The organism is Ruegeria sp. BB6, from assembly GCF_056539385.1.
On record NZ_JBQFUW010000008.1, the window covers coordinates 43,033 to 64,578 of the forward strand.

Annotated in this window: 25 protein-coding genes; 17 read left to right on the forward strand and 8 right to left on the reverse strand. The window is 59.8% G+C overall.

What is annotated here, in order from left to right; translation table 11 throughout:
• Nucleotides 1-52 precede the first annotated feature (52 nt).
• From serB to ACR0B7_RS16945, 4 genes are read left to right on the forward strand one after another with little or no spacing between them, the layout of a single operon-like run.
• Nucleotides 53-931, forward strand: a complete 879-nt coding sequence (serB, locus tag ACR0B7_RS16930) for a phosphoserine phosphatase SerB (RefSeq protein ID WP_170576922.1) — start codon at nt 53-55, stop codon at nt 929-931.
• A gap of 44 nt (nt 932-975) precedes the next feature.
• Nucleotides 976-1,305, forward strand: coding sequence for an ArsR/SmtB family transcription factor (locus ACR0B7_RS16935; RefSeq protein WP_170388839.1), 330 nt, complete (start codon nt 976-978; stop codon nt 1,303-1,305).
• Nucleotides 1,293-1,721, forward strand: a complete 429-nt coding sequence (locus tag ACR0B7_RS16940; protein ID WP_170485820.1) for an SRPBCC family protein — start codon at nt 1,293-1,295, stop codon at nt 1,719-1,721. The genes ACR0B7_RS16935 and ACR0B7_RS16940 overlap by 13 nt, the downstream gene beginning before the upstream one ends.
• 20 nt (nt 1,722-1,741) lie before the next feature.
• The gene (locus tag ACR0B7_RS16945) at nt 1,742-2,062 is read left to right on the forward strand and encodes a YciI family protein (protein WP_170388837.1); all 321 of its coding nucleotides are present in this window, start codon (nt 1,742-1,744) and stop codon (nt 2,060-2,062) included.
• Between the two features lie 3 nt (nt 2,063-2,065).
• On the opposite strand, the gene ACR0B7_RS16950 is transcribed toward ACR0B7_RS16945, so the two are convergent.
• Nucleotides 2,066-3,064 (reverse strand): asparaginase, encoded by a 999-nt coding sequence (locus ACR0B7_RS16950; RefSeq protein WP_170485819.1) that lies wholly within the window; start codon nt 3,062-3,064, stop codon nt 2,066-2,068.
• Nucleotides 3,065-3,243: 179 nt separating this feature from the next.
• Here ACR0B7_RS16950 and ACR0B7_RS16955 point away from each other — a divergent pair, with 179 nt between their 5' ends.
• The 5 genes from ACR0B7_RS16955 (at nt 3,244) to ACR0B7_RS16975 (ending at nt 6,734) form a co-directional block, all read left to right on the forward strand.
• On the forward strand, nt 3,244-3,780 hold the full coding sequence (locus tag ACR0B7_RS16955; RefSeq protein ID WP_170388835.1) for an invasion associated locus B family protein: 537 nt from the start codon (nt 3,244-3,246) through the stop codon (nt 3,778-3,780).
• A gap of 134 nt (nt 3,781-3,914) precedes the next feature.
• Nucleotides 3,915-4,082, forward strand: coding sequence for a hypothetical protein (locus ACR0B7_RS16960; protein WP_170485818.1), 168 nt, complete (start codon nt 3,915-3,917; stop codon nt 4,080-4,082).
• 149 nt (nt 4,083-4,231) lie between these two features.
• Nucleotides 4,232-4,609 carry a lysozyme inhibitor LprI family protein gene (locus ACR0B7_RS16965; RefSeq protein ID WP_170570850.1) on the forward strand — a complete coding sequence of 126 codons (378 nt, stop codon included), beginning with the start codon at nt 4,232-4,234 and terminating at the stop codon, nt 4,607-4,609.
• Between the two features lie 79 nt (nt 4,610-4,688).
• Complete coding sequence (gene rlmN / locus ACR0B7_RS16970; protein WP_170570853.1) at nt 4,689-5,879, forward strand: dual-specificity RNA methyltransferase RlmN; 1,191 nt, start codon at nt 4,689-4,691, stop codon at nt 5,877-5,879.
• 228 nt (nt 5,880-6,107) lie between these two features.
• Nucleotides 6,108-6,734 (forward strand): cytochrome P460 family protein, encoded by a 627-nt coding sequence (locus ACR0B7_RS16975; protein WP_170415785.1) that lies wholly within the window; start codon nt 6,108-6,110, stop codon nt 6,732-6,734.
• Between the two features lie 4 nt (nt 6,735-6,738).
• Here the strand turns inward: ACR0B7_RS16975 and ACR0B7_RS16980 are convergent, their stop codons facing one another.
• Together ACR0B7_RS16980 and ACR0B7_RS16985 are read right to left on the reverse strand one after the other, a co-directional pair.
• The gene (locus tag ACR0B7_RS16980) at nt 6,739-7,083 is read right to left on the reverse strand and encodes a hypothetical protein (protein WP_170388830.1); all 345 of its coding nucleotides are present in this window, start codon (nt 7,081-7,083) and stop codon (nt 6,739-6,741) included.
• Nucleotides 7,080-7,997: a J domain-containing protein gene (locus ACR0B7_RS16985; RefSeq protein WP_170576921.1), complete on the reverse strand. Its 918-nt coding sequence runs from the start codon at nt 7,995-7,997 to the stop codon at nt 7,080-7,082. Before ACR0B7_RS16985 ends, ACR0B7_RS16980 begins: the two co-directional genes overlap by 4 nt.
• Before the next feature lie 154 nt (nt 7,998-8,151).
• Here ACR0B7_RS16985 and ACR0B7_RS16990 point away from each other — a divergent pair, with 154 nt between their 5' ends.
• Nucleotides 8,152-8,538, forward strand: coding sequence for a hypothetical protein (locus tag ACR0B7_RS16990; protein WP_170485814.1), 387 nt, complete (start codon nt 8,152-8,154; stop codon nt 8,536-8,538).
• On the opposite strand, the gene ACR0B7_RS16995 is transcribed toward ACR0B7_RS16990, so the two are convergent.
• Both ACR0B7_RS16995 and ACR0B7_RS17000 read right to left on the reverse strand, forming a co-directional pair.
• Nucleotides 8,539-9,636 (reverse strand): cystathionine gamma-lyase, encoded by a 1,098-nt coding sequence (locus ACR0B7_RS16995; protein ID WP_170485813.1) that lies wholly within the window; start codon nt 9,634-9,636, stop codon nt 8,539-8,541.
• A 3-nt stretch (nt 9,637-9,639) separates the two neighbouring features.
• A complete protein-coding gene (locus ACR0B7_RS17000) occupies nt 9,640-10,482 on the reverse strand; it encodes an LOG family protein (RefSeq protein ID WP_170485812.1) in 843 nt (280 codons plus the stop codon).
• A gap of 79 nt (nt 10,483-10,561) precedes the next feature.
• Here ACR0B7_RS17000 and ACR0B7_RS17005 point away from each other — a divergent pair, with 79 nt between their 5' ends.
• Both ACR0B7_RS17005 and dapD read left to right on the forward strand, forming a co-directional pair.
• A complete protein-coding gene (locus tag ACR0B7_RS17005; RefSeq protein ID WP_170570858.1) occupies nt 10,562-11,479 on the forward strand; it encodes a threonine/serine dehydratase in 918 nt (305 codons plus the stop codon).
• 109 nt (nt 11,480-11,588) lie between these two features.
• Nucleotides 11,589-12,416 carry a 2,3,4,5-tetrahydropyridine-2,6-dicarboxylate N-succinyltransferase gene (gene dapD / locus ACR0B7_RS17010; RefSeq protein ID WP_170415773.1) on the forward strand — a complete coding sequence of 276 codons (828 nt, stop codon included), beginning with the start codon at nt 11,589-11,591 and terminating at the stop codon, nt 12,414-12,416.
• A 51-nt stretch (nt 12,417-12,467) separates the two neighbouring features.
• Here dapD and ACR0B7_RS17015 read toward each other — a convergent pair whose 3' ends face one another.
• Entirely contained in the window at nt 12,468-12,803 is a 336-nt protein-coding gene (locus ACR0B7_RS17015; RefSeq protein WP_170388823.1) for a cupin domain-containing protein, read from the reverse strand.
• A gap of 97 nt (nt 12,804-12,900) precedes the next feature.
• Here ACR0B7_RS17015 and ACR0B7_RS17020 point away from each other — a divergent pair, with 97 nt between their 5' ends.
• Nucleotides 12,901-13,245 carry a hypothetical protein gene (locus ACR0B7_RS17020; protein ID WP_058272663.1) on the forward strand — a complete coding sequence of 115 codons (345 nt, stop codon included), beginning with the start codon at nt 12,901-12,903 and terminating at the stop codon, nt 13,243-13,245.
• On the opposite strand, the gene ACR0B7_RS17025 is transcribed toward ACR0B7_RS17020, so the two are convergent.
• Nucleotides 13,242-14,300, reverse strand: coding sequence for a transporter substrate-binding domain-containing protein (locus ACR0B7_RS17025; protein WP_170485809.1), 1,059 nt, complete (start codon nt 14,298-14,300; stop codon nt 13,242-13,244). The two genes, ACR0B7_RS17020 and ACR0B7_RS17025, sit on opposite strands and share 4 nt — an antisense overlap.
• A 208-nt stretch (nt 14,301-14,508) precedes the next feature.
• Here ACR0B7_RS17025 and dapE point away from each other — a divergent pair, with 208 nt between their 5' ends.
• The 4 genes from dapE (at nt 14,509) to ACR0B7_RS17045 (ending at nt 20,030) form a co-directional block, all read left to right on the forward strand.
• Entirely contained in the window at nt 14,509-15,648 is a 1,140-nt protein-coding gene (dapE, locus tag ACR0B7_RS17030; protein ID WP_170485808.1) for a succinyl-diaminopimelate desuccinylase, read from the forward strand.
• 1 nt (nt 15,649) lies between these two features.
• A complete protein-coding gene (locus ACR0B7_RS17035; protein ID WP_170485807.1) occupies nt 15,650-16,225 on the forward strand; it encodes a TIGR04282 family arsenosugar biosynthesis glycosyltransferase in 576 nt (191 codons plus the stop codon).
• Nucleotides 16,226-16,275: 50 nt separating this feature from the next.
• Nucleotides 16,276-18,534 carry a ribonuclease R gene (gene rnr, locus ACR0B7_RS17040; RefSeq protein ID WP_170576920.1) on the forward strand — a complete coding sequence of 753 codons (2,259 nt, stop codon included), beginning with the start codon at nt 16,276-16,278 and terminating at the stop codon, nt 18,532-18,534.
• A 197-nt stretch (nt 18,535-18,731) separates the two neighbouring features.
• Nucleotides 18,732-20,030 (forward strand): lytic murein transglycosylase, encoded by a 1,299-nt coding sequence (locus tag ACR0B7_RS17045; RefSeq protein WP_170485805.1) that lies wholly within the window; start codon nt 18,732-18,734, stop codon nt 20,028-20,030.
• A 57-nt stretch (nt 20,031-20,087) separates the two neighbouring features.
• On the opposite strand, the gene ACR0B7_RS17050 is transcribed toward ACR0B7_RS17045, so the two are convergent.
• Nucleotides 20,088-21,485, reverse strand: a complete 1,398-nt coding sequence (locus tag ACR0B7_RS17050) for an aspartate aminotransferase family protein (RefSeq protein WP_170485804.1) — start codon at nt 21,483-21,485, stop codon at nt 20,088-20,090.
• Nucleotides 21,486-21,546 lie beyond the last annotated feature (61 nt).

Consider the following 21,546-nt stretch of genomic DNA (forward strand, 5'->3'; position numbering starts at 1 on the left):
GTGAAAATGCTGCACCTGCGATATGCGCAGGGCAACTTGCAGGAGACCGAAGATGTACGTTGCCACACTGATCACCAACCCCGACGCGCCGACGCTGAACCAGACACTGGCAGAGTCGTTGCGCAATGCGTGGGGCGGGGGCGACATCGTTTGGCTCAGCCCGGACGAAGCGGCTGAGTTTTCGGTACCTCAAACGCCGGACAATCAATGGGATGTCTGGGCGGATCTGCAGAAAATGGGCGTTGATCTGGTCGTACAGCCCACCGAAGGGCGGCGAAAGAAAATGCTGCTGGCCGATATGGACAGCACAATGATCCAGCAGGAATGTATCGATGAGCTGGCGGACGAAGCGGGCGTAGGCGACCGCGTCAAGGATATCACCGCCCGCGCGATGAACGGAGAGTTGGACTTCGAGGGCGCGCTGACCGAACGCGTCGGTTTGCTGAAGGGGCTGGACGAGGCCGTGATCGCCAAAGTGCTGGCCGAACGGATCACCCTGATGCCCGGTGGCAAGGAACTGGTTGCGACCATGCGCGCAACCGGCGGATACGCAGCGCTTGTCTCAGGCGGGTTCACGGCCTTCACAGCAAAGGTCGCAGAGGTCTTGGGTTTCGATGAGAACCTTGCCAACACCCTGCTGGCCGAGAACGGTGAACTGACAGGCGACGTTCAGCGGCCAATTCTGGGACGGCAGGCCAAGGTGGACGCTTTGGAACAGATCACGGCACGGTTGGGTTTGTCCGAGGCGGATGTGATTGCCGTGGGTGACGGGGCAAATGATCTTGGGATGCTGGGTCGCGCCGGAACGGGTGTCGCACTGCATGCCAAGCCCTCGGTCGCCGAGAAATGCGATGTTCGGGTCAACCACGGCGATCTGACCGCTCTGCTATATTTGCAGGGATACGCCCGGTCCGAGTTCGCCCGGTCGTAACATCGGGGCTTTCCTCAATTTAACAAAAATGTTAATAAGCGGTCATGAACACACTTCTGACCGCCTTTTCCGCATTGTCCGATGCCACCCGGTTTTCGATCGTCGAGCAGTTGATGCAGGACGGAGAATTGCCAGCGGGTGATCTGATCGAGGGGCGCGGCATGTCCGGTGCGGCGATCTCGCGGCATTTGAAGGTGCTGCGCGAGGCAGGTCTGGTGCAACAACGCGTGCACGGCACCCAGCGCATGTATTCCATCCGGGCCGAAGGGCTGCGGGCTGTTGCCGAATGGACCATCTCGAAACGGCAATTCTGGGAAAGCAGCCTTGATCGGTTGGGCGACGCTATCGAAAAGGAGCAGTCATGGCCGACCTGAAACTGGAACGAGAGTTCCCGATTGACCCCAAAGACCTGTTTGCCTGGATCAGCGATGCAGAAAAGTTGTTGCAGTGGTGGGGGCCGGAAGGTGTGCATGTGCCCGAACACAATCTGGATTTTTCACGCCTTGGCCCGTGGTATTCGGTGATGCAGAACGCGGAGGGCCAGCGTTTCAAGGTATCGGGGCAGGTCACGCATGTCGATCCGCCCAAATCCGTTGGGTTTACGTGGGGCTGGCACGACGATCAGGACCGGCGCGGTGCCGAAAGCCACGTCACGCTATTTGTTGAACCCGCTGGCCAAGGCGCACGGCTGATCATTGATCACCGCGACCTGGGTGACGACGATATCGCGGCCAACCACGAAAAAGGCTGGACGTCGACGCTCGACAAGCTTGCTGCACAGTTGAATTAGATTTCACTAGGGAGGAAAAAATGCCGCAATTTCTATTTGTTTATCACGGTGGCCATACCCCGACCGACCCGGCCGAGATCGAAGCGACCATGGCTGCCTGGGGTGCTTGGTTCCAGAATATGGGCGCGGCGCTTGAAATCCCCGGAAACCCGGTTGGCCAGTCTTATACGGTCAGTTCCAGCGGTGTGGTCGACAATGGCGGCGCAAACCCGGCTTCGGGCTTTACCGTCATCAAGGCCGACAGCATGGATGCCGCAACCGAGATGGCCAAGGGCTGCCCAATGGTGGTGAACGGCTCTGGCTCGGTCGAGGTGGCCGAGGTGCACGAGATCGAGATGTGACGCCTAGCCGGGAAACCCCGGCGCTGGGCGGATCAGCCCACATTCCAGACCGCGACGGCTGTATTGTGTGGCGTTCATGAATTTGCGGGTGGCCGGGTGATCGGCCTCTAGCACGCCGAGGCTGACCAGAATGGCGGCAATGGCACATTCGCTTGCACGCGTGGTGCCGTCGGTGATCTTCAGCGCGACCCCCATGCGTTTCTCTGGGACGATGGCGACAAAAACGGCCTCGGCCCCGGTCTTGATTGCTGCACGGCCCTCCATGGCGCGCATCAGCTCGGTGCAGGCGCGGCTTTCCCCGGCAACAAGTTCAGGATGTTTGATCATCGCAGCCGTCAGTTGCGCCGCCGCATCGCTGGCCCGATCCGACCTGTCTGCGGCGCTGGCGAACCACGCCATCGACCGCGCCAGCCCAGTCAGCGAGGTTGCAAAGTTCGGGGCCGAGCAGCCGTCGATCCCATAGGCCGGGCTGGTCTCGCCCGTTGTTTCTTCAATGGCTGACAGGCAGGCCTGTTGCGCGGGGTGGTCGATCTCAAGGTATTCCGGTCCGGCCCCCATATGCTGGGTCACGGTCAGGAAACCGCAATGCTTGCCAGAGCAGTTGTTGTGGATCTGGCAGGGCGTGTCATCCGCCAATATCAAACCGTCGCGTGCCGCCATGTCCTGCGGTTCTTGCGGACCGCAGCGCAGGTCATGTTCGGTCAGGCCCAGATGATCCAACCAGGCCGACACCCGATCCGTGTGAATATGTGCGCCGCTGTGGGACGCGCAGGCCAGCGCCAGATGTTCGGAATTCAGCCCGTATTTCGCCGCCGCCCCGGATGTGATCAGCGGCAGCCCCTGGATCATCTTGGCCGAGGATCGTGGATAGATCACCGCATTCGGATCGCCCCAGCTTTGCACGATCTGGCCGCTGTCGTCGCAGATCACCGCGTGGCCCAGATGTAGGCTTTCCAGCAAGGGACCGCGCCACAGTTCTGTCATTGGTACTGGCTGCGTCATCTGGACCCTCCGTAACATGCGCAAAATTCTGCCAATCGCCCTTTCGCCTGTGGCGAAACCTGCGTTAGTGTGTGTATGTCGACAATCACCGGAATACGCAACTTACAGACGAACCAGGCAGGGTTCGCAGGCGACTCCGGTGGGTATGAGGTATTAGGTCGAGCTAGGAGGCTGGACAGATGGGATCAAAGCTTGTCCGCGTGATCGCGGGCCTTTGCGTGGCAGGGATGGCCACAACAGCAACCGCTCAGCAGGCGACCAGCACCAATCGGGTGGCAGCCAAAACGGACTGGAGCGTGTTCGTTGAGGATGATCCTACCGAATGCTGGAGCGTGTCCGCCCCGAAGGAAACAGTGAACACTCGCGGAGGGCGCGTTGTTTCGGTGCGCCGCAGTGACATCCTGCTGTTTGTTTTCTACCGCCCCAACGCCGAAGTGAAGGGTCAGGTCACATTCACTGGCGGCTATCCCTTTGCAGCCGGATCGACAGTCAATCTGGACGTTGACGGCACCAAGTTCGAGCTGATCACCGAAGGCGAATGGGCATGGCCTGCGACCGAAGGTGAAGACCTGAAAGTGGTTGCCGCCATGAAGCGCGGCACCGAAGCTGTTCTGACAGCCCGGTCCGAGCGTGGCACGCAGACCAAGGACACCTTCTCGCTGTTGGGGTTCACGGCTGCGATCGAAGATGCCGAAAAGCGCTGTACCAGCCAATAAACTTTGCCAAAAGCGCGTTCCGTTTTTCAATGGGAATTCCTTTGGTCGGATATTGACCCTTAATTTGATCCGTATCAAAGAGAGGGTCCGAATTATCTGAACTAATCGGTTCAGTGAGAACGAAGGAACTTGATATGCTGAATAAATCTCTTGCCGCGTTGTTGATGACGGCTGCCGTATTTCTTAGTGCGTGTGAAAAAGAAGCTGATACCTACCCGGTATCCGGCGAGCAGTGCGGTCCGCAAGATCCGGTGCAAACGCTGGACGCTACGGATTGTGATATCCTGCCTGCCGGGGTCTGATCGTCTTTCGGGACCAGAATCCAGTCTGAATTAGCCTACGGGCTTCGGTCGCATGAGCCAAGCTGATGCGGCCGAACCGCGTTTGGGGTCATGGCCGGTTGCGTGCTATTGTAGCTGCCGTTGCATCAATGATTTCCCCGGGGTTGGCTATGCGTCTCGTCTTTTTTGTCTTGCTGTTCTCGTCCTCCGCCGTGGCGGATCCTGCTTTGGAGTGCGGGGACGCCAGTTCCCAGGTCGAAATCGGAACATGTGTCGGCGACATGGAAAAGAGTGTCGGGCTCGCGTTGGAGACAAGTTTTTCGATTGCGATGCAGGCCGCAAAAGAGTTGGACGAGGTGACACAACGTGTCGTCGCCCAACCCGCTTTGGAAGCCTCGCAAGACGCTTGGTTAGGATACAGGGACGCGCAGTGCGACGCTGTGGGTGCCTCGTTTGGGGGCGGGTCCGGCACAGGCATTGCCATCACCTCTTGCCGGGTCGAGCTTGGCCGGGCGCGCGTGGACGAATTGCTGCGGCTTGCAAATTGATCCGTACGATTCCTTTTGATCTTTGCGCTGTGTCCTATATAGAGGCGCATCCCAAGCCAGAATCTGCCGAGATAGCCCTATGTCGCCCAAAGCGCCGATCACTCAAGATGTCATGACCATCCCTCGCAAGTTGCCTGAGGGGAAGGTGAACCTTGTCGGGTTAACCCGCGATCGTTTGCGTGAGGTGCTGATTGAACATGGCACGCCTGAGAAACAGGCCAAGATGCGCACCGGCCAGATATGGCAGTGGATCTATCAGTGGGGTGTGCGCGACTTTTCCGAAATGACCAACCTCGCCAAAGCGTATCGCGCGCAACTGGCCGAGAACTTTGTCATCGAAATCCCCGAAGTGGTGACGCGGCAAATCTCTGAGGACGGCACCCGCAAATACCTTGTGCGGATCGCGGGAGGCCACGAGGTTGAGGTGGTCTACATCCCGGAAGAAGACCGTGGGACACTGTGTATCTCGTCTCAGGTCGGATGCACGCTGACATGCTCTTTTTGCCATACTGGGACGCAGAAACTGGTGCGGAACCTGACGGCGGCGGAAATCGTCGGTCAGGTGATGATGGCACGCGACGATCTTGAGGAATGGCCGACCCCCGGCGCACCCAAAGACGAAACCCGCCTTCTGTCGAATATCGTCCTGATGGGCATGGGCGAGCCGCTGTATAACTTTGAAAATGTCCGTGACGCGATGAAGATCGCGATGGACCCCGAGGGCATTTCCCTGTCGCGTCGTCGGATCACCCTATCCACATCGGGCGTGGTGCCGGAAATTGCGCGCACCGCCGAAGAGATTGGCTGTTTGCTTGCCATTTCCTTCCACGCTACGACCGACGAAACCCGCGACGTGTTGGTGCCGATCAACAAGCGCTGGAACATCGAGGAATTGTTGCAGGCGCTGGCCAGTTATCCCAATGTGTCGAATTCCGAGCGGATCACCTTTGAATATGTGATGCTGGATGGTGTGAACGACAGTGACGAAGACGCACATCGTCTGATTGATCACATCAAACGTCACAAAATCCCGGCCAAGATCAATCTGATCCCCTTCAACGAATGGCCCGGTGCGCCCTACAAGCGCAGCTCGAACAACCGCATTCGGGCCTTTGCGAATATCATCTACCAAGCGGGCTATGCCTCGCCGATCCGCAAGACTCGCGGTGAGGATATCATGGCCGCCTGTGGTCAGTTGAAGTCGGCAACCGAGCGTGCCCGGAAATCCCGTAGGCAGATTGCCGCCGAAGCGGGTCTGGAAGGGCAGTAAGCCTAGAATTTGCGCGACCAGATACCAGATTTCCTGCGCTGAACGCTGTCTATTGCATGCGCAATTTGATATATTTGTCTGGTCAAAGCGGGTGAATTTCTTTCACGGCTGCGCACATTGCGGTGAATGTATTGAACCGAGTTTGGCGAGATTGTTCTTTGCCGCTATTATTTTCCTTTACCTGGCGCGGCTTTCAAATGAACGAAATTGACCAGTTGGGCGATCATTATGTTTTCACGGTTGATAGCACATAATCTCAATTTGCTCTGCATCTTGGCCGTTGCGGGCTTTGCTGCGAAGCAGGTGGCGGCTCAGTCAAGCGATGAGGACGCGCATCTCGCGATTGAGAATCCTGCAGAGCTTTCCAAGGATGAGGCGCTGCGTATTTATGAGTCTTTGCAGAAGCGAATGGCGCAAGGATATGCCGCCGCGCAGCTTGAACAGCTCAGAAATTACCAGAACTGGCCCTTGTTCAATGATGCGCCGTATATTTCAGCAACCCACGGGCAGCGGTTTGTAAACAGTTATGCAAACCGAATGGCGCACAACTATGGCACTCTGCAGGAAGGTGAGAAACTGCCGATGGGTTCCGTGCTGGCCAAGGACAGTATGACCGTTACGGACGAAGGCAACACGCACCCGGGTGCGTTGTTCATAATGGAAAAACTGGCCGAGGGTGCCAGCCCCGACACGGCAGACTGGCGATATATTATGGTCATGCCGGATGGGTCGCTTTTTGGGGACACGATGGGCGATCGCGCCAGCGCCGTTTCCTATTGTCACGATTGCCACGAAGCCGTCGCGGACCGGGATTACACGTTTTTCGTGCCTGAGGAATACGTGGTGGGGAACTGACCATTCACTTCCGGCTGAAACGCGCTGCTCCGATGACTTCGATCAGCGTCTGCCGTACGGGGTCCGGCTGGGCCTCAACCGCGCTCAAAACCTCGCGCAGTTCAGCACGCAGCCCATGCATCTGGTCGATCAATGAGATCATCATGGCCAGGGCATCCGCCTCCATATCGTACTGCTCGTGCAGTTCGCAGGCCAGTTCAAGACGCGCCACGTCCAGACTGTGATAGACGAGTCCCCGGTCTGTTTGCTCGGGGATGACGATCTCGGCGGCGAGGTATTCGGATAAGCGCAGAGAAGTCAGTCGGGAAACGGTTTCGATCAGCTCTTCTTCGGTCAGGGAACGGGTCATGACGGCATTCCTTTGCGCGGATCATAGCTGTGGCTCTCGCGCCAAGTCTCTAAAAAGCCCTTCAGTTCATCGTCAACTCGGTCAGGCATCGAGATTGTCAGCTCGATCAATTGATCTCCGCGCTCGTTTGATCCGCGTTTCTTGACGCCTTTCCCGCGTAATCGCAGAGTTTTGCCGCTGCTGGTTCCCGCAGGGACGCTGACATTTACACCGCCATCTATGGTTGGGGCCGGGACTTTTCCGCCCAGTATGGCCTCGTCGATCGAGATTGGCAGTGTGATGTGGATGTCGTCCCCCTGTCGCTTGAATACGGGATGTGGCGCGACCGAAACTGTGACCAGAGCATCACCGGGCGGCCCTACGCCGAAACCGGGGTCGCCTTTGCCCCGCAGACGAATTGTCTGGCCGTCGGTTATGCCTGCCGGAATTTTGACCTCGATCCGGTCGCCATCGGGCAACGTTAGCTTCTGGCTTGCCCCGAACACGGCATCCAGAAAGCTGATTTGCAGGCTGTAGCCGCGATTGTGGCCGGGCGCGTGAAAGTCCTGTGTGCGCTGGCCAAAGCCGCCGCGTCCCCGCATGAACTCGGCAAAGATGTCGGACATATCGTCCGGGTCCGTGGCCCGTCCGCGATAGGGGTTTCCGGCGGCCTCGGCATAGTCGCGGTAATATTGCTGCTGCGGACGTTCCTGACCCGAGGCGTCAATCTCACCATTGTCATATCGCGCGCGCGTGTCGGGGTCTTTCAGCAGGTCATAGGCAGCAGCGGCGGCCTTGAACTTGGCCTCTGCCTCGGCGTCGCCCGGTTTCAGGTCCGGGTGACATTCCTTTGCAATACGCCGATAGGCTTTCTTGATTTCGGCGGCGGTGGCGTCTTTCGCAACACCAAGGACGGAATAAGGATCGTCGCTCATCTCACCTCTCATCGGTGGGGGTCTGATCTTGATAGTTCCGTTTTATCATGCGATTTCAATAGGCCAAAAGGAAGGGGCTTTTGAAACGCCTCGCTAAATCTCTTAATCCTGCTAATATCTTCATGTTTCTAATTGATTGCTGACGGAGACCTCAATGACGCGCAGACTCAAGTCCATTCTGGCCCTGTTGGTCGGTAACGCCATCGGGTTGTTCCTTGCCGCGATTTTGCTGCCCGAATTTGCGATCCGGCCGATCTCGTTCATCGTTGTGGTGATCGTCTTTACGCTGGTTCAGTGGATTGCCGAACCGCTGATCCTGAAGATGGGCGAAAAACGCGCCCCCTCGATCAAAGGTGGTATCGCGTTGATCGTGACATTCGTTGGCCTGCTGCTGACCGACCTGATTACCAATGGCCTGACTGTGGGCGGCATCTCGAACCTGTTGGCTGCGACCCTGCTGGTCTGGCTGGGGGCGCTGATCGCCAGCATCGTGCTGCCGATCTATGTGTTCACCGAGCTGCGCGAGCCAAAGAAGAAGTAATCACAGTGCATTCAGGCTGCTGTTGATGGCCTGCCACAGCTCCTCGACCGGTTCGCAGCCGACCGAGAGGCGAATGAACGCCGGGTCCACATCATCGCCCCAGCGCGCGCGGCGCTCGGCCGAGCTGTGGACACCGCCAAAGGACGTGGCGGGCCGCAGCATCGGGCAAGAGGTGATGAAGGTTTCGGCCTGTTCCTCGCTGTCCAGCGTGATTGACAGCAAGAACCCGAACCGCGCGGTCTGAGCCTTGGCCAGCTTGTGCGCAGGATCAGAGGGTAGGCCGGGAAAGCGGATGGACCTCACCGTCGGGTGATCTGCCAGCCGTTCAGCCAGCACTTGCGCCGAGGCGCACATCCGGTCAAATCGCACGTCCAGCGTTTCCAGCCCACGATGCAGCAGCCATGCCTCATGCGGGCCGGGGATCGCGCCGGACACGCGCCGCCATTCCTCGACCCGTTCCATGATCTTCGCGTTGCGGCTGGACACATGGCCCATCAGTAGATCGGAATGCCCGCCCATCGCCTTGGTGTCTGACGCGACAACCACATCCACCCCCAGATCAAGCGGGCGCTGGCCCAGCGGGGTCATGGTGGTGTTGTCGGCAATCGTGATCCCTCCGCCCGCGCGTACAGCTTGGGCAATCGCGGGCAGGTCCATCATGTCGAGGCCGGGGTTCGAGGGGCTTTCGACAAAGACCACATCGAACCCGTCAAACCCGCCCTCGGTAAACGCGGTCGTGGGGCGTTCGGTGACGGAAACACCAAGGCCGGACAGGAAGCGATCTGCCAGCAAGCGGGTGACATAATACCCATCGGACGGGATCAGAATGCGCGACCCGGCCTTGATGGTGGCAAAGAACGCCGCCGAGATCGCGGCCATGCCCGAGGGAAAGGCCAGACAGGGCGCGTCTTCCAGATGGGCCAGTACATGTTCCAGATGCACCCATGTGGGGTTGTCGACGCGGCCATAGGTTGCCAAACCGTCCGGCGCGCCGGGCAGGTGGTACATGCTGCTTTGTGTCAGCGGCAGCGCCACAGGATCACCGGCGTTCAGGGTATTGCCGCGCAGGTGCAGCATCTCTCCGGGTTTGGGGGCCATGGCTTAGCGCCCCGGAATGTCGTCGCGGGGCGGGGCGGGTTCCCAGTTCTCGATGATCTCGACCGCCTCTTGCGCGGTGTCCACAAAGCGGAATAGGTCTAGATCCTCGTCCGAGATGGTGCCCGCATCTGCCAGCGCCTCCCAGTTGATCACCTTTTCCCAGAACGCGCGACCAAACAGCAGGAAAGGCACGCGGTCCATCCGGCCGGTCTGGATCAGGGTCAGCGACTCGAACAGCTCATCCAGGGTGCCAAAGCCGCCGGGGAAGATAGTGATGGCGCGGGCGCGCATCAGAAAGTGCATCTTGCGGATGGCGAAATAGTGGAAGTTGAAGCTGAGTTCGGGCGTCACGAATTCATTCGGTGCCTGTTCATGCGGCAGCACGATGTTCAGCCCGATGGAACAGCCACCCGCATCCAATGCGCCGCGATTGCCGGCCTCCATCACACCGGGGCCGCCACCGGTGACGATCACGTTCTCGCGGCAGCCTGTCAGGTTCGATTTCTCGGTCATCAGCCGGGCAAACTCACGTGCCTCGTCGTAGTATTGCGACAGACCGGCCAGCGTTTCGGTCCGCGCGGTGTGCTTCTGCGACGGCTCGGGGATGCGCGCGCCGCCGAACATGACGATGGTCGAGGTAATCTCACGCTCGGACATGATCATCTCGGGCTTGAGCAGTTCCAGTTGCAGGCGCACCGGGCGCAGTTCATCGCGGCACAGGAACTCGTCATCGGCAAAGGCCAGGCGATAAGCGGGCGAGCGGGTCTGCGGCGTGTCCGGCACCTCGCTCGCGGTCGAGCGGTCGGTCTGCGCGTCGCGGAACGGATTGTGGCGGTCTTCTCTCATGCGTGAAGCTTCCCTGCTTGCGTGTTTCCAAAACAGCTATAGGGTTCGCGGTCAGAGTGCCAGTCACGGAAGAACAAGAATGAATTGGAAGAGCGAAATTTCAGCAGCCGCCGACCGGATCGCCGGGTATGCGCAGGTGACGCCCGTGATGGAAAGCCGCGCGTTGGGGCTGGATTATCCGGTTGAGATGAAGCTGGAGCATATGCAGCACACCGGCAGTTTCAAGGCACGCGGGGCGTTCAACACGCTGCTCAGCATGGATGTCCCCGAGGCCGGGGTTGTTGCGGCGTCAGGTGGCAATCACGGCGCTGCGGCGGCTTATGCGGCACGGGCGCTGGGATATCCGGCCAAGATTTTCGTGCCCGAACTAGCCGGCCCGTCCAAGATCGCTTTGATCCGGCAAACGGGCGCGGATTTGAGCGTGGTGCCGGGCGAATACGCCAACGCGCTGACGGCGGCCAAGGCGCATGAGGACGCGACCGGCGCGATGCAGATACACGCTTATGACGCGCCTGCGACGGTGGCTGGTCAGGGTACCTGTTTCGCCGAATGGGACGCGCAGGGGTTGCAGGCTGACACTGTTCTGATCGCAGTCGGCGGCGGCGGTCTGATCGCGGGCGCGCTGGCATGGCTGCAAGGGGCGCGTAAGGTTGTGGCGGTCGAGCCCGAGACATCCTGTGCGCTGAACGCCGCGTTGAGGGCGGGGGAACCTGTGGATGTCACCGTCTCGGGGATTGCGGCCAATGCGCTGGGCGCCCGGCGGATCGGGTCGATCTGTTTCGGACTGGCGCAGGGCATGACGTCGGTTCTGGTGTCAGATGAGGCCATCGCCAAGGCGCAACACGTGCTGTGGCGCGCCCATCGCATTCTGGTCGAACCGGCAGGGGCAACAGCTTTAGCCGCGTTGCTGTCGGGCGCTTACAAACCCAAACCGCAAGAGCGCGTGGCGGTGCTTATCTGCGGCGGCAATATCTCTCCTGACCCTTTGGGCAGCTGAAACCGGCGCAATCGGACGCAAACTGCGCCTTCTGCGTCGTATTGCGGCCAGTCCATTGCTTGCGTATAGGCAAGACCAACGTGAACAGATTCTGCAGGGAGCCCCCCCCATGTCCAACGCTCAACTCGAAGCCGCCATCGAAGCCGCCTGGGACGCGCGCGACACAATTACCCCCGCCACCACCGGCGAGCAGCGCGAGGCGATCGAGGATACGCTGAACGCGCTGGACAGCGGCGCATTGCGCGTGGCGGAAAAGCTGGAGAGCGGCGACTGGCATGTGAACCAGTGGGCCAAGAAAGCGGTTCTGCTGGGCTTCCGTATTAAGGATATGGAAATTCAGGACGGCGGCCCACAGGCCGGTGGCTGGTGGGACAAGGTGGACAGCAAGTTCACCGGTTGGGGTGAAAACCAATGGCGCTCGGCCGGGTTCCGTGCCGTTCCGAACTGCGTGGTCCGAAAGTCGGCCTATATCGCGCCGGGCGTGGTGCTGATGCCGTCTTTCGTGAACCTAGGCGCTTATGTGGATGAGGGCACCATGGTTGATACCTGGGCCACCGTCGGCTCTTGCGCTCAGATCGGCAAGAACGTCCACCTGTCCGGCGGCGTCGGCATCGGCGGCGTGCTGGAACCGATGCAGGCGGGTCCGACCATCATCGAGGATAACTGCTTTATCGGTGCCCGGTCCGAGGTGGTCGAGGGCTGTATCGTCCGCGAAGGCTCGGTTCTGGGCATGGGCGTGTTTATCGGCAAGTCGACCAAGATCGTCGACCGCGAAACCGGTGAGGTCACCTATGGCGAAGTGCCGCCCTATTCGGTGGTTGTCGCGGGTTCGATGCCGTCCAAGAACAATGTCAGCCTGTACTGCGCCGTGATCGTGAAGCGGGTGGATGAAAAGACCCGCTCGAAAACCGGGATCAACGAGCTGCTGCGCGACTAAACTCCGCGCCAACCGAACAAGGGCCGCAGCACCGCGCTGCGGCCTTTTTTGTTAGCCTTTCACCGGATAGCGGTCGGGTTCCTCGAACACGTCGATCACGCGCGACCCGGCTTTGATCTTGCCGCCATGTTCAACGCCCGAGGGGATCGAATAGCTGTCGCCGGGGCGGTAGGTTTTGGTTTCATCGCCGATGGTCAGTTCAACCTCACCTTCGATCACCGTTCCCCACTGGGCCTTGTGCGAATGCATGGGCAGTTCAAAATCTTTCAGAAAGGTGAAAAACGCCACCAGCCCGGCATCGGACCGGATCACGGCGGTCTGCACGACATCCTCGGGGAAGGGGACATCGAGGCTGGGAAAATCGGTGATGAAATCTGGATAGGTCATGAAGCACCTTTTTGGCTGACGGCAGGGCCACTATGACGAGGCGCCTACGCTAGCGCAATCGCTTGACCGGGACAGTGCACGGGGCTATGGCCCCCGCATGGAAAAGCAAAAGAAACCCTCTCGTCAGCAAGTTTACACTCTGCTTGTGCAGATCGGCCGCAAGGAAGGTGACGGTTTGCCCGAAGGCGCTACCGGTGCGGCGTTGATGTGCTTTGCCAGCGGCGTGGATGAGGCAGAGGCGGTGCGCGAGACTGTGGCGATCCTGAAACAGGCGGATACGGCGCCTCTGGATGTGACCGGCTATGGCACTCTGGCCGAGCGTGAGGCGCAGGGCCACGACATTGATCCCGATGAACGCGCCCTGATGCAGCGCGCGCTGGACGAGAACGCTGTTATCGTCGCGCAGATGACACCGTTTTTCGGGGATGAGGAACCGGCTTAGTTCCGAACCCCGAACCACTTGCGGTAAATCTCGTCATAGGTGCCGTCTTCACGCAAGGACAGCAATGCTTGGTTGACCTCCTCGACCAGTGGAGAACCCGTCGGGAAGGCAATTCCATAGTTTTCGCGCAGAAAAACACCACCTGTTACTGACGCGATCCGCCGCCCTTCGTGCGAGGCATAATAGGACAGGATCGGGGCATCAAACACAACGGCGTCCAAGTCTTCGTTTCTGAACGCCTCCAGCATTGGTTCCAGACCCTCATAGCCAACAAACTCGATCTCGCGCCGGTTCAGGAAATTGGCCGCGGTCGAACCGGTGATCGTGCCAACCTGCTTTCCGTAAAGGTCGTTGACCGAGTTCACGTTGCCGCTGATGGCGTCTACGGTCATCACAGACGTAATCCGCGCTGTGAAGACGGATACGATAAACAGCGAAGAGACGACCAGAACAACGCCCAATAGCCGACCAAATGGGGTGCGCGGCATCCGTTCCTCGAACCCGCCATTGACTACCAGGTTCAGCGCCCACCAGAACGAAGGGAACCACGCTTCGTCCAGCTTGCGGTCGAAATAAGGCTGCGAGCGGCGTTCAAACACCCACATAAGCATCCCGCCGCCCAGAAGGATGGCAAAAGCAAGCCCGATGGCGATGAACAGCTCGGGTGACAACAGCGCCTGCAACAGCGAGGGGCGGCGCACCGCGTCGGAAGGGACCATGATCTGCAAACCCGCCTCGAATATCGGCTGGCTGAAGTCCATCTGCGTTTCACGCAAGGCCGTGATCGAAATATTGGCGATCGCCAGATCCGCAGACCCGTCCTGAACCGATCCCAGCATGTCACTAAAGGCTTCGGTTCGGCTGATCTCGTAGTCCCAGTTCAGGGATTCAGACAGCGCTGCGAGCAAGTCCATTGAAAAACCGGTCTGCGCCCCATCCTCGACAAAGGAAAACGGGGTGCGGGTCACGGTGGCGACCGACAGAGTCTGGGCCTGGCTTTGCTGTGCAAGAACGGCGAAAGTCAGGCAGATCAAAGCGAAAAGGGCACGTTTCATCGTCAATTTACCTGTTTCGCCGCCCTGTAACGCAGTTTTGAACGGTGCGGCAAGATGGTCTTTGGGTAAACAGTCATGATTTATTGGAACGCCAATCTGGTGGATTGGCAAAAAAGCCTCTGAAATCGTGTCTGCAGGGGTTGGCAATTTGCTCAATTCGTTGAATCTGTGCGCGATCCCGCGAAAATACAGTCAGAAAGAGACGAAAATGACAGATCCGGTACAATTGACAGCGGACCTGATCCGTTGCCCTTCGGTCACACCAGAAGAAGGTGGCGCCCTTGTACTGCTTGAGAAAATCCTGTCCGACGCTGGATTTGACTGCACTCGGGTAGACCGTGGCGGCATTAGCAACCTATTTGCCCGATGGGGCGCAAAAGGGCATTCGCGCAGCTTTGGGTTCAATGGTCACACGGATGTTGTTCCGGTCGGGGATGAGGCCGCATGGACCATGCCGCCCTTTGGGGCCGAGATCAAAGATGGGGTCATGTACGGTCGCGGAACGACGGACATGAAGTCCGGTGTTGCGGCCTTTGCTGCGGCTGCGGTTGATTTCGTGCGCGAAACGCCTCCGGACGGGGCGGTGATCCTGACCATTACGGGCGACGAAGAAGGTGATGCCGTGGACGGGACGACCGCGTTGCTGGACTATATGGACAGCGCGGATGAGAAGATGTCGGTCTGTCTGGTGGGGGAGCCGACCTGCCCCAATACGATGGGCGAGATGATGAAGATCGGCCGCCGCGGTTCGATGAATATCTGGTTCACCGTGACCGGGGTGCAGGGGCACGCAGCCTACCCGCATCGGGCCAAGAATCCGATGCCTGCAATGGCGCGGTTGATGGATCGACTGGCCAGCCACGAGCTGGATCAGGGCACGGACCATTTTGATGCTTCGACACTGGCTGTGGTGACAATCGACACCGGAAACCCGGCGACCAACGTGATCCCTGCGCAATGTACCGGCGCGGTGAATATCCGCTTCAACGATCTGCATTCCGGGGCCAGCCTCAGCGATTGGCTTCGGGCCGAGGCCGCTGCGGTGGCGGACGCGTTCGGGGTTGAGATCGACGTGCGGATCAAGATTTCGGGCGAAAGTTTCCTCACGCCCCCCGGTCCTTTGTCTGATCTGGTTGCCAAGTCGGTTGAGGCGGAAACGGGCATGAGACCAGAGATGTCGACCACGGGTGGCACCTCGGACGCGCGGTTTGTCAAAAATCACTGCCCGGTGGTGGAATTCGGTCTGGTCGGGCGCACGATGCACCAGGTGGATGAATGCGTCGAGGTGACCCAGATCGAGCAGCTCAAGGCGATCTATTCACGCATTTTGCGGGACTATTTCGCCTGACATGCAGCGCACCCTTGTGATCATGGTGAAAGAACCGAGGCCGGGGCGGGTGAAGACCCGATTAGGCCGCGATATCAGCATGGTCGGGGCTGCATGGTGGTTCCGGCACCAGACTCGTTCGCTGATCCGGCGCTTGCGCGATCCACGCTGGCAGATCGTGCTGGCGGTCTCGCCAGATCGCGAGGGGCTGACCAGCCGCGTCTGGCCTGCGGACCTGCCGCGCTCCGCGCAGGGGCGTGGTGATCTGGGTGACCGGATGGGGCGGATGCTGCGTGGGATGCCACTTGGCCCCGTCTGCCTGATCGGTGCGGATATTCCGGGGATCACCCGCGCTCATATTGCGCGGGCGTTCAGGGCGCTGGGGTCTTCTCAGATGGCCTTTGGGCCTGCGCCGGACGGCGGCTATTGGCTGGTAGGCGCTCAGCGATTTGGTGCGCTGCCGAGTGGTCTGTTCAAAGATGTGCGCTGGTCCACCGAACATGCGCTGGCGGACACGCTGACCTCAGTCCCCGGCGCGCGTGTTGCTCTGCTGGATCAACTAAGCGATGTGGACACGGTGGCTGATCTGAAACGCTGATCCGCTTTTTTAGTCATGACGCCGTCGCACGCCCGTGTTACGCCGAATGTATGAGTCGCATACCCACCAAGCAGGAGGTCCTTGATTGGATCTCGGCGAACCCCACCCTGACCTCGAAACGCGATATCGCCAAAGCCTTTGGGATCAAGGGCGCGGCGCGGATCGATCTGAAACGCATCCTGCGCGAGCTTGAGGCCGAGGGCCATCTGGAAAAGCGCAAGCGCAGCTATGGTGACCCGGATCGTCTGCCGCCGGTCAGCGTGTTGCAAGTAAAGGCGCCGAACGCGGATGGCGACCTGTTCGCGCGACCGTTGGAATGGCACGGTGAGGGGGTCGAACCCATCGTCTTGCTGATCACCCGCGCCAGCGACCCGGCATTGGGCGAGGGCGACCGGATTCTGGCCCGCCTGACCGTGGTGCATGAGGAAGACCACAATTACGAGGCCCGCCTGATCCGCCGCATTGGAACAAACCCGCGCAAGATCGTGGGTATCTTCCGCAAAGGGGCCGAGGGCGGGCGGATCGTGCCCATCGACAAGGCCGGCCAAAACGAGTGGCTGGTGCCCGATGGCGCGGTACATGGGGCCAAGGATGGCGAACTGGTCGAAGCGGAACAGGCCGGCCCCAAGAACCGCATGGGCCTGCCCCGCGCGCGCATTGTGGAACGGCTGGGCGATCCCACCGCGCCCAAGGCGGTATCGCTGATTGCGATCCACCAGCATGGCATCCCGGATGACTTCCCCGACAAAGTGATTGATGAGGCTGACAAGGCCAAACCGGTCGGCCTGAAAGGGCGCGAAGACCTGCGGGATATGCCGCTTTTGACCATCGACCCTTCGGATGCGCGGGATCATGATGATGCGTGCTATGCCCACGTGGATGATGACCCCAAGAACCCCGGCGGTCACGTGATCTGGGTCGCCATCGCCGATGTTGCCGCCTATGTGCAGCCCGGCACCGCGCTGGACCGTGAGGCGCGAAAGCGGGGCAATTCCAGCTATTTCCCCGACCGCGTGGTGCCGATGCTGCCGGACCGTCTGTCGGGCGATTTGTGTTCGCTGCACGAAGGCGTCCCGCGCGCCTGTATCGCCGCGCGGATGCAGATCGACGCCGAGGGCAATAAGATCGGCCACCGGTTCGTGCGCGGCCTGATGCGCTCGGCCGCGTCGCTGCACTATGCCGAAGTGCAGGAGGCCATCGACGGCAATCCGAACGATCGCACCGGGCCGCTGCTGGAGGCGGTCTTGAAACCGCTCTATGCTGCCTATGCCGCGCTGAAAACCGCGCGCGGGGTGCGACAACCGCTGGAGCTGGACCTACCCGAACGCAAGATTGTCCTCAGCGACACCGGTGAAGTGACCAGCGTGGCGTTCCGTGACCGGCTGGACGCGCATAAGCTGATCGAAGAGTTCATGATCCTCGCCAATGTCGCGGCGGCTGAAACGCTGATTGCCAAGCGCCGACCGCTTCTGTTCCGGGTCCATGAAGAACCCGCGCCGGAAAAGCTGGAGAGCCTGCGGGAAACCGCGCAGGCCGCCGGGCTGAATCTGGCCAAGGGCCAAGTGCTGCAGACCCGTCACCTGAATGCGTTGCTGAATGCGGCTGCGGGGACCGAGGATGCCGAGCTGATCAATCTGACGACCCTGCGGTCTATGGCGCAGGCATACTATAACCCTGAGAATTTCGGCCATTTCGGACTGGCGCTGCGGAACTATGCCCATTTCACCTCGCCCATTCGTCGCTATGCCGACCTGATCGTGCATCGTGCGCTGATCGCGGCGCATGGCTGGGGGCAGGACGGGCTGACCGAGGATGAAATCGCGCGGCTTAATGAGACCGCCACCCATATCTCGGATACCGAGCGGCGATCCATGATGGCTGAACGCGACACCACCGACCGCTATCTGGCGGCCTATCTGAGCGAGCGTGTGGGCAATGAGTTCACCGGCCGTATCAGCGGCATTGCCCGGTTTGGCGCTTTCGTAAAGATGGACGAAACCGGCGCGGATGGGCTGGTGCCGGTGCGGTCTCTGGGGCGCGAATTTTTTCATTTCGACCGCGAGGCCGGGACGTTGATGGGGTCGGATACCGGCCTGATCATCGCCATCGGCCAACGCGTTACCGTGCGATTGACCGAGGCGACCCCGGTGACAGGCGGGTTGGAATTGGAATTGTTGTCCATCGACGATCAGGCTTTGCCCCGGGGCCGTGGCCCTGCCAAACGCGGCGCACGGCGCAAGGTTGTCAGCAGCAAACGCAAGAAAGACAAAATCAAGCGAAAGATCGAACGCAAGCGCCGTCAGAGATGATAGGTCTCGACCTTGTGTTTTTAAGCCAACGGTGACGGGTTCCTCCGATCTGAACGGCAAGGTCGTGCGGCTCGGTCCAGTTAACGTCTGGCCGGATTGGGGCTGAAGGCGAAAGATTGCGACGTGTTTACATGATCGCTTTGTCGAAATGCGGTTTTGCGCTATCCTGAGGCTGAGCAGTAATCAGGAAAATCGGAATGCGTAAATGCATAGGCGGCGTCATGACCGCTGCATTATGGGCATCCATAGTGCAGGCGGAATCGCAGGACAATACAGATAATTTGCAGGTCTTGCAGTTGGCTTCGGCCGATGTAACGGTCTCAATCCGACCGGTCATTCGACCTACAGCCAAGGAGTATCGGGTGTCTACCGAAGGAAACGCGCGGTTTCAGGCGTGGCTGGGTGCCTTTCGTGAGCGCGCCCTTGAGCAGGGGATTTCCGGTCTGACCCTGGACCGTTCGCTGGAAGGCCTGACATATGACAAGGATGTCATCAAACGGGATCGCAATCAGGCCGAGTTTTCAAAACCAATTTGGGAATATCTGGATACCGCTGTCTCGGACCGACGTATTGCCGATGGCCGCGCAGGATTGCAGCGCCACGGCGACACACTGATCCGGATCGAGGCGCAGTACGGCGTTGAAAAAGAGGTTGTGGCCGCGATCTGGGGGTTAGAGACATCCTTCGGGTCCTTTCGGGGAAGCGACCACACCATTCGATCTCTGGCGACGCTTGCGTTTGATGCGCGTCGGGCGCGGTTCTTTGAAACTCAGTTGATTGCCGCGTTGCAGATCATTGAGGCCGGGGACGTCCGCCCTGACGACATGGTTGGAAGCTGGGCTGGGGCGATGGGGCATACGCAGTTCATGCCGACCTCATACCTGGATCACGCCGTGGATTTTGACAGAGATGGCCGCCGCGATATCTGGTCGGATGACCCGACCGACGCGTTGGCCTCTGCCGCGTCTTATCTGGCGCGCCATGGTTGGACGAAGGGGCAGCCGTGGGGCGTTGAAGTGCGTCTGCCGGACGCGTTCGATTTTTCCACCGCCAAGCGAGACTACACGTTGTTGCCATCTGAATGGGCCGCGCGGGGTGTGACTGCAATGGATGGCAGCCCGGTGGCAGATCATGGACAGGCTGCGATTCTGTTGCCTGCGGGCGGGCAGGGCGTTGCGCTTATGATTTTTGATAATTTCAGCGTGATAGAGGCCTATAACGGCGCAGATGCTTACGTGATTGGTATCGGCCATCTTTCAGATCGCCTGTCCGGTCGCGCCCCGTTTCAGGCCGGTTGGCCGCGCGGGGATCGCGTGCTGAGTTTCACCGAGAAAAAGGAACTGCAGACGCGGCTGACCCAAGCTGGTTTCGACACGCAGGGCATTGACGGGCGGACTGGTCCCAACACGGTCAATGCCGTTCGCGCGTATCAACTGGCGCAGGGGCTTTTACCCGATGGGTATCCCAGCCTGAAACTGCTGGAACGTATGCGCTAAAAAAGGGCGGCCCCAAAGAGCCGCCCGTTTCAGTTTCCAAACAAGGTCAAATGCCGCTTATGACGCGGCTTTCATCAACCCCTGTTCGATGATGTCAGCCTGCGCTTCGTCCAGCGATTTGTGGATACGCACAAACATTTCGTCGATATCTGACGGGGTCAGGACCAGCGGTGGCGAAATGATCATCCGGTCACCGACGTGGCGCATGATCAGGTTGTTGGCAAAACAACGGTCGCGGCAAACATAGCCCACAGTGCCGGGGGCCGAGGCGAACTTGGCGCGGCTGGCCTTGTCCGGGGTCAGCGCGATCGAGGCCATCATGCCGACGATTTTCGCCTCACCCACCAGCGGGTGATCAACCAGCGCCTCCCACTTTTCCTTGAGGTAAGGCGCGGCGACGTCGCGGACATGTTCGACGATCTTTTCTTCTTCGAGGATGCGTAGGTTCTCTAGCGCGACTGCGGCCGCGACCGGGTGGCCGGAATAGGTGTAGCCGTGGTTGAACTCGGTCCCGCCGATGACTTCGGCAATCTCGTCATTGACGATTGACCCGCCAATGGGCGCATAGCCCGAGCTGAGGCCCTTGGCGACCGTCATGATATGGGGGCGGATGCCCACGGTTTGAGAGCCGAACCAGTTGCCGGTGCGACCGAAGCCGCAGATCACCTCATCCGCGATCAGCAGAATATCGTATTTGTCGCAGATGCGCTGGATTTCGGGCCAGTACGTGTCAGGTGCCACGATCACGCCACCAGCGCCCTGCACGGGCTCCGCGATGAAGGCCGCGACGCGGTTTTCACCCAGTTCCAGGATCGCTTCTTCCAGCTCGCGCGCGCGGGCCAGACCGAAGTCCTCGGGCGACATGTCACCGCCTTCGGCCCACCAGTTCGGCTGGTTGATGTGATGGATGTTCGGGATCGGAATGCCGCCTTGTGCGTGCATCCCAGCCATGCCGCCCAACGAGGCCGAACCGACGGACGAACCGTGATAGGCGTTGTGGCGGCTGATGATGATGTTCTTGTCGGGCTGGCCTTTTTCGGCCCAGTAGGTGCGCACCAGACGGATATTGGTGTCGTTGGCCTCGGACCCGCCAGCGGCAAAGAAGACATGGTTCAGATCGCCGGGCGCAAGTTCGGCCAGTTTCTTGGCCAGCGCGATGGCGGGCACGTGGGTCGTTTTGAAGAAGGTGTTATAATAGGGCAGCTCGCGCATTTGACGCGCAGCGGCCTCGGCCAGTTCGTCGCGACCATAGCCGATGTTGACGCACCACAGGCCCGCCATGGCGTCCAGAATTTCTTCGCCGTCACTATCGGTCAGATAGACGCCCTTGGCGCGGGTGATGACGCGTGCGCCCTCTTTCCCAAGCGCGCCGTTGGCTGAAAACGGGTGCATGTGATGAGCGGCGTCCAGCGCCTGCAACTCGGCGGTCGGCATGTGATTGGTGATGGTCGACATCAGTGAATCTCCTGCAAGAGCGGTTGGGCATCACAATATGATCAAATTTTTTCCTGTCAAT

Coding starts and splice junctions, on each gene's coding strand:
- dapD (WP_170415773.1), top strand. CDS start 11,589: ATGTCCAACGCTCAACTCGAAGCCGCCATCGAAGCCGCCTGGGACGCG.
- rlmN (WP_170570853.1), top strand. CDS start 4,689: ATGTCGCCCAAAGCGCCGATCACTCAAGATGTCATGACCATCCCTCGC.
- ACR0B7_RS16995 (WP_170485813.1), bottom strand. CDS start 9,636: ATGGCCCCCAAACCCGGAGAGATGCTGCACCTGCGCGGCAATACCCTG.
- ACR0B7_RS17025 (WP_170485809.1), bottom strand. CDS start 14,300: ATGAAACGTGCCCTTTTCGCTTTGATCTGCCTGACTTTCGCCGTTCTT.
- ACR0B7_RS17035 (WP_170485807.1), top strand. CDS start 15,650: ATGCAGCGCACCCTTGTGATCATGGTGAAAGAACCGAGGCCGGGGCGG.
- ACR0B7_RS16945 (WP_170388837.1), top strand. CDS start 1,742: ATGCCGCAATTTCTATTTGTTTATCACGGTGGCCATACCCCGACCGAC.
- serB (WP_170576922.1), top strand. CDS start 53: ATGTACGTTGCCACACTGATCACCAACCCCGACGCGCCGACGCTGAAC.
- ACR0B7_RS17000 (WP_170485812.1), bottom strand. CDS start 10,482: ATGAGAGAAGACCGCCACAATCCGTTCCGCGACGCGCAGACCGACCGC.
- ACR0B7_RS16965 (WP_170570850.1), top strand. CDS start 4,232: ATGCGTCTCGTCTTTTTTGTCTTGCTGTTCTCGTCCTCCGCCGTGGCG.
- dapE (WP_170485808.1), top strand. CDS start 14,509: ATGACAGATCCGGTACAATTGACAGCGGACCTGATCCGTTGCCCTTCG.
- ACR0B7_RS16940 (WP_170485820.1), top strand. CDS start 1,293: ATGGCCGACCTGAAACTGGAACGAGAGTTCCCGATTGACCCCAAAGAC.
- ACR0B7_RS16980 (WP_170388830.1), bottom strand. CDS start 7,083: ATGACCCGTTCCCTGACCGAAGAAGAGCTGATCGAAACCGTTTCCCGA.
- ACR0B7_RS16975 (WP_170415785.1), top strand. CDS start 6,108: ATGTTTTCACGGTTGATAGCACATAATCTCAATTTGCTCTGCATCTTG.
- ACR0B7_RS16990 (WP_170485814.1), top strand. CDS start 8,152: ATGACGCGCAGACTCAAGTCCATTCTGGCCCTGTTGGTCGGTAACGCC.
- ACR0B7_RS16950 (WP_170485819.1), bottom strand. CDS start 3,064: ATGACGCAGCCAGTACCAATGACAGAACTGTGGCGCGGTCCCTTGCTG.
- ACR0B7_RS17045 (WP_170485805.1), top strand. CDS start 18,732: ATGCGTAAATGCATAGGCGGCGTCATGACCGCTGCATTATGGGCATCC.
- ACR0B7_RS16960 (WP_170485818.1), top strand. CDS start 3,915: ATGCTGAATAAATCTCTTGCCGCGTTGTTGATGACGGCTGCCGTATTT.
- ACR0B7_RS16985 (WP_170576921.1), bottom strand. CDS start 7,997: ATGAGCGACGATCCTTATTCCGTCCTTGGTGTTGCGAAAGACGCCACC.
- ACR0B7_RS16935 (WP_170388839.1), top strand. CDS start 976: ATGAACACACTTCTGACCGCCTTTTCCGCATTGTCCGATGCCACCCGG.
- rnr (WP_170576920.1), top strand. CDS start 16,276: ATGAGTCGCATACCCACCAAGCAGGAGGTCCTTGATTGGATCTCGGCG.
- ACR0B7_RS17050 (WP_170485804.1), bottom strand. CDS start 21,485: ATGTCGACCATCACCAATCACATGCCGACCGCCGAGTTGCAGGCGCTG.
- ACR0B7_RS17005 (WP_170570858.1), top strand. CDS start 10,562: ATGAATTGGAAGAGCGAAATTTCAGCAGCCGCCGACCGGATCGCCGGG.
- ACR0B7_RS17020 (WP_058272663.1), top strand. CDS start 12,901: ATGGAAAAGCAAAAGAAACCCTCTCGTCAGCAAGTTTACACTCTGCTT.
- ACR0B7_RS17015 (WP_170388823.1), bottom strand. CDS start 12,803: ATGACCTATCCAGATTTCATCACCGATTTTCCCAGCCTCGATGTCCCC.
- ACR0B7_RS16955 (WP_170388835.1), top strand. CDS start 3,244: ATGGGATCAAAGCTTGTCCGCGTGATCGCGGGCCTTTGCGTGGCAGGG.